We start from the raw sequence: 14,676 nt of genomic DNA on the forward strand, positions 1-14,676 counted from the left end.
ACCTTAGTTTAAAGTTGCTTCACCTAACATATCTTCAACCAACTTAAGTTGCTTGTCTTTGTTAGATAATTCATTACGCACTACTTTTTCTGCGATATCTAATGATAAACCAGCAACATGACTTTTTAATTCTGCCATAGCCGCTTTCTTTTCACTAGTAATAGCTTCTTGTGCTTGTGTAATCATTTTATTGGCCTGCGTTTTCGCTTCTGCTTCAGCATCTGCAATCATTTTGCTTTTAAGCTCACGAGCTTCTTTAAGCATAGTTTCTCTTTCTAAACGCGCTTCTTGCAATAATTTTTGGTTATCTGCTTGAAGATTGGCCATTTCACGCTTAGCTTTTTCAGCCGCATCTAAAGCCCCTTGAATACCTTCTTCTCTTTCATTTAATGAAGTAAGAATTGGTTTCCAAGCAAACTTTACCATAAGTGCTATTAACGCCAATAAAAGAATTGTTGACACTACGAATAAACCTGGTGAAAAATCGTTTAATAACTTATCCATATTATTAAGTAATTATGTGTTTTGTCTTTTTTTTTAATTTAAAAACACGTCCTGTAACCAACCGTTACAGGATAGTGTTTTTGTAATTTTGATTTGGTTCTTATTTTCCTAAGAATAAAGCTCCAAATGCTAAACCTTCTAAAAGTGCTGCGATGATAATCATCGCTGTCTGGATTTTACCAGTCGCTTCTGGCTGACGAGCAATACCTTCCATTGCTTTTCCACCAATTTGACCAAGTCCAATACCTGCTCCGATTACGATTAATCCAGCACCAATTAAATTGTAAGTTACCATTGTAAAAAATATTTATAGTTAAATTAAAAAAAACTCTTATTAAATGAAATCTCCTCTTACGTCTTGCGCGTCAGGAACTTCGTGTCCATGATCATCGTGCTCATGCTCGTGATCATGTTCTGCTACAGCCATACCAATAAATAAAGCTGAAAGCATTGTAAATATATACGCTTGTAAAAACGCGACTAATACTTCAATTAGTAATATAAAAAATGATAATACAAATGATAAACCAGTTGCTCCTACAACACCTAATGATTCTTTTAAGGTGAACATAATAGCTATTAAGCTCATTACAACAATGTGACCTGCCGAAATGTTAGCGAATAAACGCACTAATAATGAGAATGGTTTAATGATTAAAGCACCTGCTAATTCAATAATAGCTAATACAGGACGAATTAAGACTGGTACACCAGGCATCCACAAAATGTGCATCCAATAATCTTTATTTCCGCTTACCGTATATATTACAAGTGTAAATATTGCTAAACAAGCTGTTACTGCTAATTGACCAGTAACATTAAAACCTAAAGGCGTTAAACCAGCTAAATTTAAAAACCATATAAAGAAAAACACAGTTAAAAGATATCCTGTAAACTTACGGTAATGCTTTTCACCAATGTTTGGTCTAGCAATTTCATCTCTAACGTAAAGCACTAAAGGTTCTAACACACGACCAAATCCTGTAGGTATTTGTTTTTTCTTATACTGTCTTGCTAAACTAGAAAACCAGAACAACATTAATAATCCAATAACTAAAACACCAAATACACTTTTCGTTATTGAAAAATCTAAAACTTTATGACCGTTAGTAGCGTGATGATCCGCATCAAAGTTTACAGCAGATGCATCCGTATCTAATTCATATATTTTTGAATGAATCTTTGCGAATTTTACGCCATCTTTTTCAACAATAACATGTCCGTCATCATTATGATGAAACTCAGAAGACATAAATGTTTTTAATCCATCAGAAGACCAAAGAATTACTGGTAATGGAAATCCAAAATGCTTACGCTCTCCCTCATCACTTGTATAAGAAAATAAAGAGAAATCGTGAGAATCTTGAATGTGATGTAGAATATAATCTTCCACCTCCTTCTTCGTATCTACCTGACCACCATCTTCTCCTTCGTTAAGAGCAAAAATAGTAGTAGGAAGAAACACCAATAATACTAGTGCTAAACTTTTTAAACTTTGTTGAAATATCTTCATCATTATAAAATCAAAAAAAAATCGTCTCAAATTCCGTGCAAAAGTACGTAATTTATTAAAATAACAATACCTTTTTATATTTAAAATTCAGACCTCGTTTTTCGTAATGATTTTAACGACAAAAAACACCTCTAGTCCTAAGAATAAGATTAATGGAGTTAAAAGGTTCAGTCGTTCAGCTGTTGTTAAAACGTTTAAATCAAATACTGAAGATTGAAACATTATAAAAAACAAGATGCCTTTGATAAAAAGTGTGGGTAAATAAATGAAACCTAATTGCGGTTGAAGGCTTTTTATAAATGAAAAGAATTTAAAATGAAAACAGATTACCAAAGATGATATCGCAAAAAACAGGTTGGTATCCCAAAGGTTATATCTAACTGAAAAATTAAAGTGATTGAGAATATAATCTTGAGAAAGGTGAATAAGTAAAAATAATACCATAAAAGATATGATATATAATATGAGTGACTTAATCATCTTCTTTTGATACTTTTATAACTTGAGAAATCACTAAATACATTGAAGCAAATACTGATAAAAGCGTAATTGTAGTCTCCCAGAAATCTTTATCGTATTTGACATCTAACCATTTCCCTAAGTAATTTCCAAGAAAAATGGTGCCTCCCATTTGAAAAGCAACTGATGTAAATCTTAAAAATTTACTTGGACCTTTTTTATTTGGCTTGGGCACTTTGCGCTTGTTGTGGTCTGCTTGGCTCATTAGATAATGATTTAACTGTACCTTTCATACTACAAGTAGCATTAAATGTTGCGCCTGGTTCTACAGCTAGTTTTGTAATATGTACTTCACCTTCAATGTGTGCCGTAGATTTTAAGGACAATGTACCAGATAAAATAAGCTTACCCGAAAATTTACCTTCAAAATCGGCATTTTCACCTTGTAAAGTTCCTTTTATGTAACCCGATTTGCCAACCACTACTTTACCAGAAGTTTTTACATTACCTTCTACGGTTCCGTCAATTCTAAATGGCCCTTGGCTTGCAATATCTCCTACAATTTTAGTGCCTTGTGCAATTATATTTTGCTGTGAACTTGTTTCCATGGTGCCTTGTTGTTTTGGTTTTTTTCTGTCTGAAGAAAACATGTTGATTTGGTTTTAAATTACTGTAATTCTAAATACGCATTTAAATTTTTATGTCGTTGAATTATCGCATAGTTTGGCGATGAAATTGCAAAAAATGGTCGTGTAATTTTAGGTTTTACTACGCGTCCTTTTTTGTCTTTTTCTTCTGTTTTAAGCAATTCGGCAAATCCTTTTGCTCCACCTATACTTTTTAATCCATGAACTACTACAAATGTAGTGTTTTCGTTGTAAACATCTTTAGATGTACTGAGGTCAAAGTATTCTATTTTTGCGACTTCTTCATCTAAAGTCTTTATAAATGCTTCAATATCTTCTCCTGAATTATTTTCGAATTGAAAAATGACATTAAACTGCTTTGCATCATCATCTGCAATAAATTTCTTTTTAGCTAAAACCGGAAATGCATTTGTAATAATCTCTTGTGCCTTTTTTCCTTCTTCAGTATTAGCATAAGTTAAAGCAACATAGTTAATTCCTTCTTTATAGGCTTCAAAACCGAAAAGCCTTCCTTTGGCGGATGCTTTTAAAATTTCGAATTTAGGAACAAAAGCATCTCCTTCTAATCGCTTAATTTGTGCTTCTGCTTCTGTTATTACAGACGCATATTCCTCGTTTGTAAACTGTTTGTAGAGTTTGGTGTAAATTGCTTCTGGACTATTTTCATCCTTAGATAATTCAGATTGTGGATTTAATAGGATTTCGGCATAACGCGACTCAGGGTAATCATTAATAATTGCCATTTTCATGGCTTCTGCTTTTTGATTTAGTCCTAACTCGATATAAACACGGTATAAATTATACTTTGATGGTAAAATTAAACGGTCTTCTGGTTTGTTTTCTAATAGGTTTTCAAACCTAGTTTTAGACAATCCAAACTCTTTAAATTTTTCCTTGTAAATAATTCCTAGTTGGTAATAAGCAAAGTTGCGCTCTTTTGCAATGCTATCTATCTCAGTTTGTTCTGTTGGTAATGATGCTAAATAAGTTTCAGGATTAAATCTGGTGTCTACAACAACGGTATCTGTAATACTATCGTTTTTTGTAGTATTGGCACTATTAGTGCGATCGCTTAAATGTCTCCAATTGTCTTGTAATTTACGATCTCCCCAAACTTTTAAGAATTCGCCTTTACCGTATGCTACAGTTGTTGAATTATAAAAATAAAAGCTACTACCGCTTTTGCTGCTTGTACCAGATTGAAAATCTCTAGTCATACCTGGTGGATTTCCCTGATTCTTTTGACTAAATTGTGGATTTCTTTTATCGAAATTATTAGATAAAGCAGGTTGGCTTTTCTGTTGTTTTAAAGCTTTTTCTTGCTGTTCTTGTTCTTCTAAAGCCTTTAAGCGCTGGTCTTCTGCAAATTTTGTATAAATAGCCAATTGCTCAGTCTTTGGAAGACTCACCATTTTTAAAATGCTATCGTTAGTTTGTGCAATACCTTCGTAATAGATGACATCGTCGAGATTTTCGCGTTTCTTTTTTATGATTCTATATGGTTTGGTGTTAATAACCATTGCTGTTAGAGTAGAATCATAATATGCTCCAGCTGTTTTATATATATTTTTATCAAAATACATATTCCCTAGCGTTTCGTAGTTAAGAGATCTTAAGTATTTGTCGGAAGTTGTTTTTCTTAGAGATTTATTATAATAAACTTCTGCTAAACTATCTGATATCTTATTGCGATGATATTCTGCAATACGGAAATAGATTTTGTCTAAAAATGGTCTGTTTTCTCTGTTTTCTTCTAACTCTGTGAGATATTCTTGAAACTCAATATCATCCTCACCTGAAAAGTTGGTGTTGTATGATTTTTCAAGATGTGCATTAATGTAAAAAGATCTTGGTACTTGACGATGCATTTCTATAATGGCATCAAACTCTATGTTTGCACTGTCTTTTTTCCCGAATTCATTATATAATTGTCCTTTAATAAAATGATAACGCGCTTTTTCTCTTTTTACTTTTGTGTTTTCTGCGGCAATGGCTAATTGTGCAATGGCACTGTCGTTAGATTTTGTATTAAGATAGGCTTGTGCTAATGCAGCAGATGCATCTGCTAAATCTTGGCCTTCAATATTTTCTTCTTTAAGTAATCGTTTTAATTTTTCAATGGCACCAGCATCATTGTCTAAACGCATGCTTGTTTTTTCGCGCCAGATTTTTACTTGGTTAATTTTATCGCTTGTTGGATACTTGTTTAAAATATTGTTGAAAGCTGCCATTGCTGGTACAAATCGCTGATCGAAGTAACGTGCTTGACCTAAAAGTAAATAGGCTTCATCAATTTGAGGGTTTTTTTCTTTACCACCAAAATTCATTCCATGTACCTGAATGGCTTTAATGGCTTTTTCTTCGGCACGTTCAAAGTCTGCATTTTTGGTTTGTCCAGGCATAAATATATCTTCGGACACATTCATACGTTCTATAGGCAAAAGTTCCCAGAAGTTTTCGGTGAACTCATTATTTACTCCATCAATTCCGCGTTGTAAGGCAATATTTCCGTTATAAAGCACATTGTATTTAGTGCCTAAAGCATGAAATTTTCGGTTAATAAATTTATCTTTTCTGGGTGAACAGCTTTGGGTAAGCAATGCCACACAAAAAAGTAATAGTATAATATTGTAATAGGTTTTCAAACGTTGGTTCTATTTGGTTAATAGATAACTGAAAAACACCCTGTTTAGTGTGTTAGGACGTAAAAATAAGGATCTTTTTGAATTTTCGATCTTATTTCAAGGTTTTTCGAGGTAATACTATATGTTGAAGCATAAAAAAAGCGCGTAACAGATCTGTTAAGCGCTTTAAGTTTTAGTGAATTATTGTTATTCTTCTTCTTGAGAAGCAATTGCACTACTTCCAAAATGTGCTTCAAGTTCCTTTAAAGTTGTAGGATTGGTTTCTAAATCTTTAATCACATTTCCTTTTTCTAGCACAACAATACGCTCGCAAACGTCTGTAACATGCATTAAATCGTGACTAGAGACTAAAACAGTAACGCCTTGTTTTTCGGCTAAATCTTTTATAATTTGTTTTAATCTTATTTGTGTTGTTGGATCTAGGTTAGCGAAAGGCTCATCTAAAATAATTACTTCAGGATTACCAATTAAGGCTGCCACAATTCCGGCTTTCTTTTGGTTTCCTTTACTTAAATCTCTAAGGTATTTTTTCTTTCCTATAATTTCTCCGTTAAAAAAATCTTCAAACTTAGCTGTTAAACTATCTACATCAGCCTTGTTTTGCCCACGTAGTTCGCCAATGAAATAGAAATATTCTTCTGGTGTTAAGTAGCCAATTAAGAAGCTTTCGTCAATGAAAGAAGAGGTAAAAGGTTTCCAATCTTCACTTTCATTTACAACCACACCATTACTTGTTATGTTACCTGTTGTGGGTTGAATTAAATCGAGTAATAGACTAAAATAAGTTGTTTTACCAGCTCCATTATTTCCTACCAAACCAAAACTTTGGCCTTTAGGAATGGTTAATTCTTCAATATTAAGAACTGTAGTTCCGTTATATGTTTTTGAAAGGTCTTTTGTATATATCATAATGCGATGTATTATTAGTTGTCTTGACTAAAGGCGTTAATCATTTTGTATTTAGAATCGAGATATTTTTTGGTAATGCCTTTCATTAATTTTTTATGAAAAACAATGCCTGTAATTCCGAGTATGATTAGTAAAGCTGCCGCAGCTCCAAATCCTACTAGCCAATTAACCAATCCAAATAAGGCCATTGGCATCAACATTAAAGGAATACCAATTAGCCATTGTACAGCTCCTGTGCCTTGATAATTAAAGGCTGCTTTTTTATCTAATTCTATTTTTTTACGATTGAAGGATCCTCCCCAAAGTATTACATGCGTATTTACACCAATATTATAAATAGCTGCTGCAAAATGTGCGATTAAGATTTTATAACCAAAATACACGTATGGAATTCCCAAAACAAACAAAAGCACCACACTAATCACCATTAAGATGAATTTTGAACGTAAGTATTGTTCGTATTTAATGTTTTGACTCATTAACAGTTTGTAGTAACCACTATCCCAAGCTGGAATAAATTGCCCGAAGTTGATTAAGAAAAATCCAGTTGAAAATATCCCAATAAAGGCAGACATAAAAGTCATTTCTCTATACATAGGTTGCGGGTAAAAGAACAAACCGTAAAGCACACCAATGAGCAACAAAAATGTCATAGACTTGGTACGTTTGTTTCTCCAAATGAGTTTTAAGTCTAATTGCATAAATGGCGCAACATCTCCAAAACGCTTGGTCCAAGATAAATCTGCAGCATTGACTTCAGTTACTTTAGATTTTAATGAGCTATCTAAAAATAGTTTACTTCTTAAAATTTTAAAGTTGAAGGCGTAGCATAATGCTAAAATTGCTAAAGGAATTAATACTAGGACTGGATTATTAGCAATTGCCATAAGTGCATCACCAATTAATGTGGTCATTGGAAGTACACCAAAATAATTTAAGCCAAATAAAACACCAACAACTGAAATAATAGGTAGAACAGATAATTCTTTCTCAGCAGAAAAGGCTTCAATAATAAAGTTTAAAAAATTTATAATGAGTACCAAAATAATCATGGTGAACATCCATGTTAATACCATAGAAGTAGAGAAGCCATCTCTTATTAGCATAATGCTAAAAGGAATGATAGCAAATAGTGGTAGAAGATTAAAAAAGGATACTACTGATTTTCCTAAGACATAATTTACAACTGTTGAGCGTTTAATAGGTAGTGTTAATAATGGTTTAACACTCATAACTGGTAGTTTCTGTAAAAAGAAACGCATCATTAAGTCGCCTATAACCCAGTAAAAAACAAATCCATTTACAATGACAAAAGGATCTTGATCTGGAAATGTTTCTTTAAGAATAAAAAGTAGTCCAAAGCCTAAGAGTAGGAACATGACAACAAAATAGAGTGCAAAAAATACCATTAAGATATTAATAGCCATATTTTTCTGCCAATACGACGAACGGAAATATTGTTTCCATTCGAGATTGAGAAAATGTTTTATCATAGTGTAATGATGGGTTGGTTTATGTAGTAAGTATTAAAAAACAGAAATTTGTTACAAACTAAATTCTGGATAGGTTTCGTTTAATAGTTTTTCGGCTTTGTTTGGTATGATATCAAAACTAATATAATTAATTAACACCATAGCTGTGAAGGCTAAAGACAAACCAATAATAGCGTAAACGTTGGTTAATAATGTATCTGAAACAGTAAATATATTATAAACCTGAGATAAGAAAACCAAGGATGTTCCGCCTGCTTGCTTGTAAATTATTTCTTCAAGCATCCATTTTTTGTTAGATATTTCTTTTCTCCGTCTAAACTGTCTATTCAGTCCAATACTTTTAAACATTACGAACGCGGCAATGACGATAAAAAATATTACAGAAAAAATAGCTGCATATTTTGAAGAAAAGGTCAAATAAAATATTAAAAACAAACTAATAGTGGCTATAATCTGAGGGATTTCAAACCATTTTTTAAGTTCGTTCCACAAATACTTCATGTAGCGTTTGTTTATAGCTTTTGCTTTTTGCTCAATGGCATCCATAAAACCAAAAATGCCGAATTTTTTGAAAGCTTTGTTTTTAGCATCTTCAAAAGTGAGTTTGGGCTGAACTTGCCATTGCTGCTCAATATCATTGGCTAAATGGTCTACGAGTTCGGTTTGTAAATCGTAATGTTCTACAAAATGTTGTCTTGTAAATGTGTATAGTTCTTGTATTTGAGGTTCTGTAAGTTTCATTTAGGATAATTTAAGGTTGTAGGTTCGCTTATTTTCCTCATAAACTTTTTTATAAACTTCAAGATTTATTCTTATCATCGGATAAAACAAGCACGCAACAATTACAAAATAAATCTGAGGCATATCAGCAACATTATCATAATTCTCCTTTAATATGTAGAATGAAAGGTTATAAATTGACCAAACTGCCATTGCTGAACTTGTAGCCATCGCAAAGTTTAAGGATTTTCGCGTAGATTTATTTTTAAAATAATAATAAGCAGAATAGAAAGTAGGAAGTACCAACACTAACAATCCTGTAAAAAAACAAGCTTTTGGAAAATACTTATAAATAAAAACAAAGAACAGAATAAGGACTATATATTCCATTAAAAACTTTACACTAGTGAGCTTTATTTTAAGTTGTTTCCAAGTGATTTTTCTATACTTTCTGCCTAGTTCTTTTTGTTTTTGTCTCGTAAACTTCTTAAACCCAATATTGCTTTGATACAATCCTTTTTCAAAAATCTTATCTTTTGAAACACCAAATTCTATAAACTGATTCCCAAAACCTCTATGAACATCAAGTAAAGCTTCATTAAAAGAAATACCATCGTTAGTCATTTTGTCTTCAACAGCAGAAACAATATGGTCTAGTAATTCTAAACGCACATCCCAAAACTTCACCTCGTTTTTAATGAGGTAGTTGTCTATGAATTGTATTTCTTCTTTAGTTAGTTTCATCTTCAATTTACCAATTCATTATACCTAGTTAAAACAGCCAATCTTTCATTTTTTATAATGGTAATAGCCGAGTAGGCTAATAGAATAGCCAAAGTAAAATAACAATACATAACCAAAGGATTGGCTTGTAAAGTCTCTTTTATCCCAAATGAAAGATAAAAAAACACAGATGGCAATGACATCACTACAAATAGAGATTGTGCTAACTGCGTGTTTTTAACCACTTTTCTATCTTTAATTTGTATTATTAATGCATACAAAATAAATGAGATTAATATAATTGAATAAGCTCTTTGAGCTGTTATAACACTGAATTTAGTAGCTATTAAATAGCTTATCGCTAAGAACCCAAGCAAAATAAATATTCGTTTTATTTTATAAAAGAATTGAAAAAAAACAATCCATAATAATTTTTGATATCTCCAATGCACTATACTTTTGTGTTTTTTGGTAAACTCGTCAATGAATGTATTTTTAGAATTCAAATAATCTTTTAACTCAATTATCTGTGAATGTTCTTCATAATCAGAAGCCAAATGATCAATTAATTCGGTTCTAACATCTATATATTTTATCCCTTTATCAAAAAGGAATTTATCTATAAATTGAATATCTTCTTTAGTTAGTTTCATCATTAACACAAATTATTATAACGATATTGATAATCTTTAAATGTTAAAACACCTAGTCTTATAAAAACTAAAATAAAAGTAAAAACTAAAGCCATAACAATACTCGTCAGTAAAAGATAGTTTGGGTTTTTTATAAAGTTTGTACCTGTAATATTAACGATGTTTATAAATTGAAGAAAAAAACTGAAGAAAAACCCTAATCTTTCTATTCCCGAAAAACGGTTTTTGCTGAATTTTTTTAGAGCAAAAAAGTAACAGAAAGCAGGAGCAATAATTAAAAATACCATACTAATTAATAATACGTTTTTCATCAGTTCGGAATCGTAATTATTGAAACAAAAATAAATGATAGCTGTAAATACTACCACCACCAGAAAAGACTTAATTGAGAAAAATGATTTTAATAATTGATTAGATAATTTTTTTGTAGTTTGTTTCACAAATTTGTCATTGTTGTCCAATAACACCTTTTTATTTTCTAACATATAATCTTTAAACACATCGTAAAAACTTCTAGTATCTCCAGTATTCATTCTGTCTTCTATATCTGAAGCGACATGGTCTACCATTTCCATTCTAATATCAGCAAAAACAACATCAGAATTTTCTAAATATGTATCTATAAATTGTATGTCCTCTTTTTCTAATCTCATCATAACCTAAGCTAATTTAGGGTTTACTAGAGTTTGCATTGTTTTAATATACTCTGCTAATTCTTCAAGCTTGTTAACGGTTTCCTTTGTTCCGGTTTCCGTGAGCTTGTAATATTTACGCAGACGATTATCTACTTTTGCAACTTCAACATCTAATAAGCCTTCCGCCTCTAACTTATGTAATGCAGGATAAAGTGCGCCTTCAGTTATTTTTAGTTCACCTTTAGTCAATGCCTTTACCTTTTGGGTAATCTCGTAACCATACATTTTATCGTGCTCATTTAACAGCTTTAAAATGATGGTCGTTAAACTTCCTTTATATAATTTTGAATTGCTCATAGTATTACAAATATATACATAATTTTCTTATGTATAAGAAACTTAGGTATGTGTTTTGTTATTTTATAGACCTACAAGGATGGTAAAACCTTGCAGGTCTTTGTCAGGTCTGTAATAGAAATGTTTATCTTTGCAAAAAATTATTTATAATGTCACATTTTCATTCACTCACTATAAAATCAGTTGATAAAGTAACGGACAACTCTGTTGCTATAACCTTTGATATTCCTGAAAATATTAAAGAAAAATTCAGCTTTAAAGCCGGACAATACATCACTTTAAAAACGACTATAAATGGCGAAGACATTCGTAGAGATTACTCTATTTGTGCTTCTCAAAATAGTGGAAACGTTACTGTGGCTGTAAAAACAGTTGAAAATGGAACATTTTCTGTTTATGCTAACACTACTTTAAAAGCTGGTGATACATTAGAAGTGGCCGAACCAAATGGTCGTTTTGTTTTTGAAGCTAATGCTGCCAAAACAAGAACTATTGCCGCCTTTGCTGCAGGAAGCGGAATTACACCTGTACTAAGTATTGCTAAAACGCTTTTAGAAGAAGAGCCTTTTAGTAACTTCATTTTAGTTTACGGTAATAAAACCTTAGCTGATGCCATGTTTGTGGACGAATTATTGCAATTAAAAAAACAGTACGATAATCGTTTTCATGCCCATTTTATTTACAGTCAGGCTCAAGAAACTGATGCTTTATTTGGACGTATTGAAAAAAGTACAGTGAACCTCATCGTAAAAAACAAATACAAAGGTGTTACCATAGAAAATTTCTATCTCTGTGGACCAGAACAAATGATTCATACTGTAAAAGATGTATTAATTGAAAATGGTGTAAAAGAAAAAGCAATTAAGTTTGAATTATTTACAGCGCCTGTAGAAACAAGTTCTGATACTCCTGCAGACTTACCGTCTGGACAAACTAAAATAAAAGTTATAGTTGATGAAGAGGAATTTGAATTTAATATGTCTCAGAAACAAACCATTCTTGATGCAGCTTTAAAACAAGATATTGATGCACCATATTCTTGCCAAGGTGGTATTTGTAGTAGTTGTATTGCTAAAATAACAGAAGGCACTGCAGAAATGCGTCAGAATAATATTTTAACAGATAGTGAAGTTGCAGAAGGTTTGATATTAACTTGCCAAGCGCATCCTACTTCAGCGACTATTGCTGTAGATTATGATGATGTTTAAATAGATTAAAATCACTTCGTTTATAGAACAAAGAATAAAAGACCATTGATGTGATAAAAACATTAATGGTCTTTTTACTTTTAAAGAAGTGGTCTAGATATTTTTTTAACTAGTATAAACTGACTAGTAGTAAATAATGAAGATTATCCTACTTTGATGCTGATTGTTTATACATCATAATAATGCTAATAATACAAGCAACAAGCACTGCAATTGCTAAGTAACCTAGCCAATCCATGGATGTTTCACTAATTAATCTCGAAATTAACAACAATATCATTGCAATACTAGTTAGGATTGGGCTGATGTATTGTTTTTTATAATTCATATCAAAAAAAGATTATCAATAACCAACTTTTACTCTAACACGATTTAAAACGTCATCTGCTACAAGCTTTGCTTTTGCAGCACCTTTAGCTAAAGCTGAATCAATCTCTTCAAGATTATCCATATAATAATGGTAGCGTTCTCTTTGCTTTTCAAAACGTTCTACTACCAATTCATATAAGGCTTGTTTAGCGTGACCGTAACCGTAATTTCCACCTTCGTAATTGGCTTTCATGTCTGCAATTTGAGCTTCAGATGCTAATAAACTATAAATAGCAAAACAGTTACATGTAGCCCAATCTTTAGGTTCTTCAAGTGGTGTGCTGTCCGTCTCAATAGACATTATTTTTTTTCGTAGTTGTTTGTCTGGTAAAAAGATATTAATGAAGTTACCTCTACTTTTACTCATTTTCTCACCATCAGTTCCTGGTATAAGCATACCGTTTTCTTGTATTTTACCTTCAGGTAACACAAAAGTCTCACCCATTTTTGCATGAAAACGAGAAGCGACATCACGTGTCATTTCAATATGCTGTAATTGATCTTTTCCAACGGGAATAATTTCTGCATCATATAATAAGATATCTGCAGCCATTAACATTGGGTAGGTAAATAAGCCTGCGTTTACGTCTTCTAAACGATCTGCCTTATCCTTAAAGCCATGGGCTAATGTTAAACGTTGGTATGGGAAGAAACAACTTAAATACCATGAGAGTTCAGTAACTTGCGGAATATCACTTTGTCTGTAAAATACTGTCTTTTCAATATCTAATCCGAAGGCCAACCAAGTTGCAGCAACAGAATACGTGTGATTTCTTAATGCTTCTGCATCTTTAATTTGAGTTAGCGTATGTAGATTAGCAATAAATAGAAACGAATCATTTTTAGCGTCGTTTGCCATTTCTATTGCTGGTAATATTGCTCCTAAAATGTTTCCTAAATGTGGTGTGCCAGTACTTTGTACTCCTGTTAATATTCTTGCCATATTCATTTCCCACCAAAATGGGAATCTCTTTAATTGTTAAACGAAAAAACAAAGGTAAATTTTTTAGTAGAACTATAAGAAGTCATTTAATTTAATTAACTAGTTTTGGTGTTATGGCATTTTTTAAATATCCATTTTGGCTTTTATATCGTATTTGGTTTTACATTTTGGTCGCAATTCCGATTATTGTAATGTTTCCTTTGCTCATTATTTCTATCTCAAAAGAGGCGTGGTACCCATATTTTTTTAAGCTTGCGCGTATTTGGTCCAAGTTTATTTTAATAGGTATGGGTTTTGCATATAAAATAACTAGCGAAGAAAAATTAGACCCTAATAAAAGTTACATGTTTGTGGCTAACCATACCTCAATGGCAGATATTATGCTAATGCTAGTAGCTGTGAAAAATCCTTTTGTGTTTGTTGGTAAACAAGAATTGACAAAAATTCCGCTTTTTGGATTCTTTTATAAACGCACATGTATTCTTGTGGATAGAAGTAGTGCAAAAAGTAGACAAGCTGTATTTTTAAGAGCACAAAGACGCATCAAACAAGGATCTAGTATTTGTATTTTTCCAGAAGGAGGAGTGCCAGAAGAACACATTGTATTAGATTCATTTAAAGATGGAGCATTTCGCTTAGCTATAAATCATAATATTCCGGTAGTGCCTATTACATTTTATGATAATAAAAAACGATTCTCATATACTTTTTTTAGTGGTAGTCCTGGTAAAATGCGAGCTAAGATTCATGAATTTTTACCTACCGAAGGGTTATCTATTGAAGATACAAAATCTCTTAATGAAAAAGCAAGATCTATAATTTTGAAAGATTTAACGGATCTAAAATAGATTTCATAATCTTACAGGTATAGTTAAAGCATAAAAAAAAGCCACTCCAA

Annotated in this window: 17 protein-coding genes; 2 read left to right on the forward strand and 15 right to left on the reverse strand. The window is 31.9% G+C overall.

Going from position 1 to position 14,676, the window contains the following annotated elements:
• Positions 1 to 3 precede the first annotated feature (3 nt).
• The 14 genes from ACJJVO_RS12695 to ACJJVO_RS12760 all read right to left on the reverse strand — a co-directional run bounded on the left by ACJJVO_RS12695 (position 4) and on the right by ACJJVO_RS12760 (position 11,258).
• Positions 4 to 504: a F0F1 ATP synthase subunit B gene (locus ACJJVO_RS12695; protein ID WP_405574746.1), complete on the reverse strand. Its 501-nt coding sequence runs from the start codon at positions 502 to 504 to the stop codon at positions 4 to 6.
• Between the two features lie 100 nt (positions 505 to 604).
• Positions 605 to 799 (reverse strand): ATP synthase F0 subunit C, encoded by a 195-nt coding sequence (gene atpE, locus ACJJVO_RS12700; RefSeq protein WP_036825176.1) that lies wholly within the window; start codon positions 797 to 799, stop codon positions 605 to 607.
• A gap of 39 nt (positions 800 to 838) precedes the next feature.
• Positions 839 to 2,017: a F0F1 ATP synthase subunit A gene (atpB, locus tag ACJJVO_RS12705; protein WP_405574748.1), complete on the reverse strand. Its 1,179-nt coding sequence runs from the start codon at positions 2,015 to 2,017 to the stop codon at positions 839 to 841.
• A gap of 87 nt (positions 2,018 to 2,104) precedes the next feature.
• Complete coding sequence (locus tag ACJJVO_RS12710) at positions 2,105 to 2,497, reverse strand: DUF6168 family protein (RefSeq protein ID WP_405574750.1); 393 nt, start codon at positions 2,495 to 2,497, stop codon at positions 2,105 to 2,107.
• A complete protein-coding gene (locus ACJJVO_RS12715) occupies positions 2,490 to 2,741 on the reverse strand; it encodes an AtpZ/AtpI family protein (protein WP_405574752.1) in 252 nt (83 codons plus the stop codon). Before ACJJVO_RS12715 ends, ACJJVO_RS12710 begins: the two co-directional genes overlap by 8 nt.
• Positions 2,695 to 3,126, reverse strand: coding sequence for a polymer-forming cytoskeletal protein (locus ACJJVO_RS12720; RefSeq protein WP_115815557.1), 432 nt, complete (start codon positions 3,124 to 3,126; stop codon positions 2,695 to 2,697). The genes ACJJVO_RS12715 and ACJJVO_RS12720 overlap by 47 nt, the downstream gene beginning before the upstream one ends.
• Before the next feature lie 17 nt (positions 3,127 to 3,143).
• A complete protein-coding gene (locus ACJJVO_RS12725) occupies positions 3,144 to 5,768 on the reverse strand; it encodes a tetratricopeptide repeat protein (protein ID WP_405574754.1) in 2,625 nt (874 codons plus the stop codon).
• Positions 5,769 to 5,954: 186 nt separating this feature from the next.
• On the reverse strand, positions 5,955 to 6,677 hold the full coding sequence (locus ACJJVO_RS12730; protein ID WP_405574756.1) for an ABC transporter ATP-binding protein: 723 nt from the start codon (positions 6,675 to 6,677) through the stop codon (positions 5,955 to 5,957).
• A gap of 14 nt (positions 6,678 to 6,691) precedes the next feature.
• Positions 6,692 to 8,170 carry a DUF5687 family protein gene (locus ACJJVO_RS12735; RefSeq protein WP_405574758.1) on the reverse strand — a complete coding sequence of 493 codons (1,479 nt, stop codon included), beginning with the start codon at positions 8,168 to 8,170 and terminating at the stop codon, positions 6,692 to 6,694.
• 51 nt (positions 8,171 to 8,221) lie between these two features.
• Positions 8,222 to 8,911 carry a hypothetical protein gene (locus ACJJVO_RS12740; RefSeq protein ID WP_405574759.1) on the reverse strand — a complete coding sequence of 230 codons (690 nt, stop codon included), beginning with the start codon at positions 8,909 to 8,911 and terminating at the stop codon, positions 8,222 to 8,224.
• Positions 8,912 to 9,634: a hypothetical protein gene (locus ACJJVO_RS12745; protein ID WP_405574761.1), complete on the reverse strand. Its 723-nt coding sequence runs from the start codon at positions 9,632 to 9,634 to the stop codon at positions 8,912 to 8,914.
• A gap of 2 nt (positions 9,635 to 9,636) precedes the next feature.
• Positions 9,637 to 10,269 (reverse strand): hypothetical protein, encoded by a 633-nt coding sequence (locus ACJJVO_RS12750; RefSeq protein WP_405574763.1) that lies wholly within the window; start codon positions 10,267 to 10,269, stop codon positions 9,637 to 9,639.
• The gene (locus ACJJVO_RS12755; RefSeq protein ID WP_405574765.1) at positions 10,269 to 10,922 is read right to left on the reverse strand and encodes a hypothetical protein; all 654 of its coding nucleotides are present in this window, start codon (positions 10,920 to 10,922) and stop codon (positions 10,269 to 10,271) included. Before ACJJVO_RS12755 ends, ACJJVO_RS12750 begins: the two co-directional genes overlap by 1 nt.
• A 3-nt stretch (positions 10,923 to 10,925) precedes the next feature.
• Positions 10,926 to 11,258: a PadR family transcriptional regulator gene (locus ACJJVO_RS12760; protein ID WP_405574766.1), complete on the reverse strand. Its 333-nt coding sequence runs from the start codon at positions 11,256 to 11,258 to the stop codon at positions 10,926 to 10,928.
• A gap of 149 nt (positions 11,259 to 11,407) precedes the next feature.
• On the opposite strand from ACJJVO_RS12760, the gene ACJJVO_RS12765 reads away from it, so the two are divergent.
• On the forward strand, positions 11,408 to 12,466 hold the full coding sequence (locus tag ACJJVO_RS12765; protein ID WP_405574768.1) for a 2Fe-2S iron-sulfur cluster-binding protein: 1,059 nt from the start codon (positions 11,408 to 11,410) through the stop codon (positions 12,464 to 12,466).
• Positions 12,467 to 12,809: 343 nt separating this feature from the next.
• On the opposite strand, the gene trpS is transcribed toward ACJJVO_RS12765, so the two are convergent.
• Positions 12,810 to 13,778, reverse strand: a complete 969-nt coding sequence (gene trpS / locus ACJJVO_RS12770) for a tryptophan--tRNA ligase (RefSeq protein WP_405574770.1) — start codon at positions 13,776 to 13,778, stop codon at positions 12,810 to 12,812.
• Between the two features lie 113 nt (positions 13,779 to 13,891).
• Between trpS and ACJJVO_RS12775 the strand changes: the two genes are divergently transcribed.
• A complete protein-coding gene (locus ACJJVO_RS12775) occupies positions 13,892 to 14,626 on the forward strand; it encodes a lysophospholipid acyltransferase family protein (protein WP_405574772.1) in 735 nt (244 codons plus the stop codon).
• Positions 14,627 to 14,676: the final 50 nt, after the last annotated feature.

It is taken from the genome of Winogradskyella sp. Asnod2-B02-A, assembly GCF_045063645.1.
Taxonomy (GTDB): domain Bacteria; phylum Bacteroidota; class Bacteroidia; order Flavobacteriales; family Flavobacteriaceae; genus Winogradskyella.

Coding starts and splice junctions, on each gene's coding strand:
- ACJJVO_RS12720 (WP_115815557.1), bottom strand. CDS start 3,126: ATGTTTTCTTCAGACAGAAAAAAACCAAAACAACAAGGCACCATGGAA.
- ACJJVO_RS12765 (WP_405574768.1), top strand. CDS start 11,408: ATGTCACATTTTCATTCACTCACTATAAAATCAGTTGATAAAGTAACG.
- atpB (WP_405574748.1), bottom strand. CDS start 2,017: ATGAAGATATTTCAACAAAGTTTAAAAAGTTTAGCACTAGTATTATTG.
- ACJJVO_RS12710 (WP_405574750.1), bottom strand. CDS start 2,497: ATGATTAAGTCACTCATATTATATATCATATCTTTTATGGTATTATTT.
- ACJJVO_RS12755 (WP_405574765.1), bottom strand. CDS start 10,922: ATGATGAGATTAGAAAAAGAGGACATACAATTTATAGATACATATTTA.
- ACJJVO_RS12735 (WP_405574758.1), bottom strand. CDS start 8,170: ATGATAAAACATTTTCTCAATCTCGAATGGAAACAATATTTCCGTTCG.
- ACJJVO_RS12715 (WP_405574752.1), bottom strand. CDS start 2,741: ATGAGCCAAGCAGACCACAACAAGCGCAAAGTGCCCAAGCCAAATAAA.
- ACJJVO_RS12775 (WP_405574772.1), top strand. CDS start 13,892: ATGGCATTTTTTAAATATCCATTTTGGCTTTTATATCGTATTTGGTTT.
- ACJJVO_RS12730 (WP_405574756.1), bottom strand. CDS start 6,677: ATGATATATACAAAAGACCTTTCAAAAACATATAACGGAACTACAGTT.
- ACJJVO_RS12750 (WP_405574763.1), bottom strand. CDS start 10,269: ATGATGAAACTAACTAAAGAAGATATTCAATTTATAGATAAATTCCTT.
- atpE (WP_036825176.1), bottom strand. CDS start 799: ATGGTAACTTACAATTTAATTGGTGCTGGATTAATCGTAATCGGAGCA.
- ACJJVO_RS12740 (WP_405574759.1), bottom strand. CDS start 8,911: ATGAAACTTACAGAACCTCAAATACAAGAACTATACACATTTACAAGA.
- ACJJVO_RS12760 (WP_405574766.1), bottom strand. CDS start 11,258: ATGAGCAATTCAAAATTATATAAAGGAAGTTTAACGACCATCATTTTA.
- ACJJVO_RS12695 (WP_405574746.1), bottom strand. CDS start 504: ATGGATAAGTTATTAAACGATTTTTCACCAGGTTTATTCGTAGTGTCA.
- ACJJVO_RS12745 (WP_405574761.1), bottom strand. CDS start 9,634: ATGAAACTAACTAAAGAAGAAATACAATTCATAGACAACTACCTCATT.
- trpS (WP_405574770.1), bottom strand. CDS start 13,778: ATGGCAAGAATATTAACAGGAGTACAAAGTACTGGCACACCACATTTA.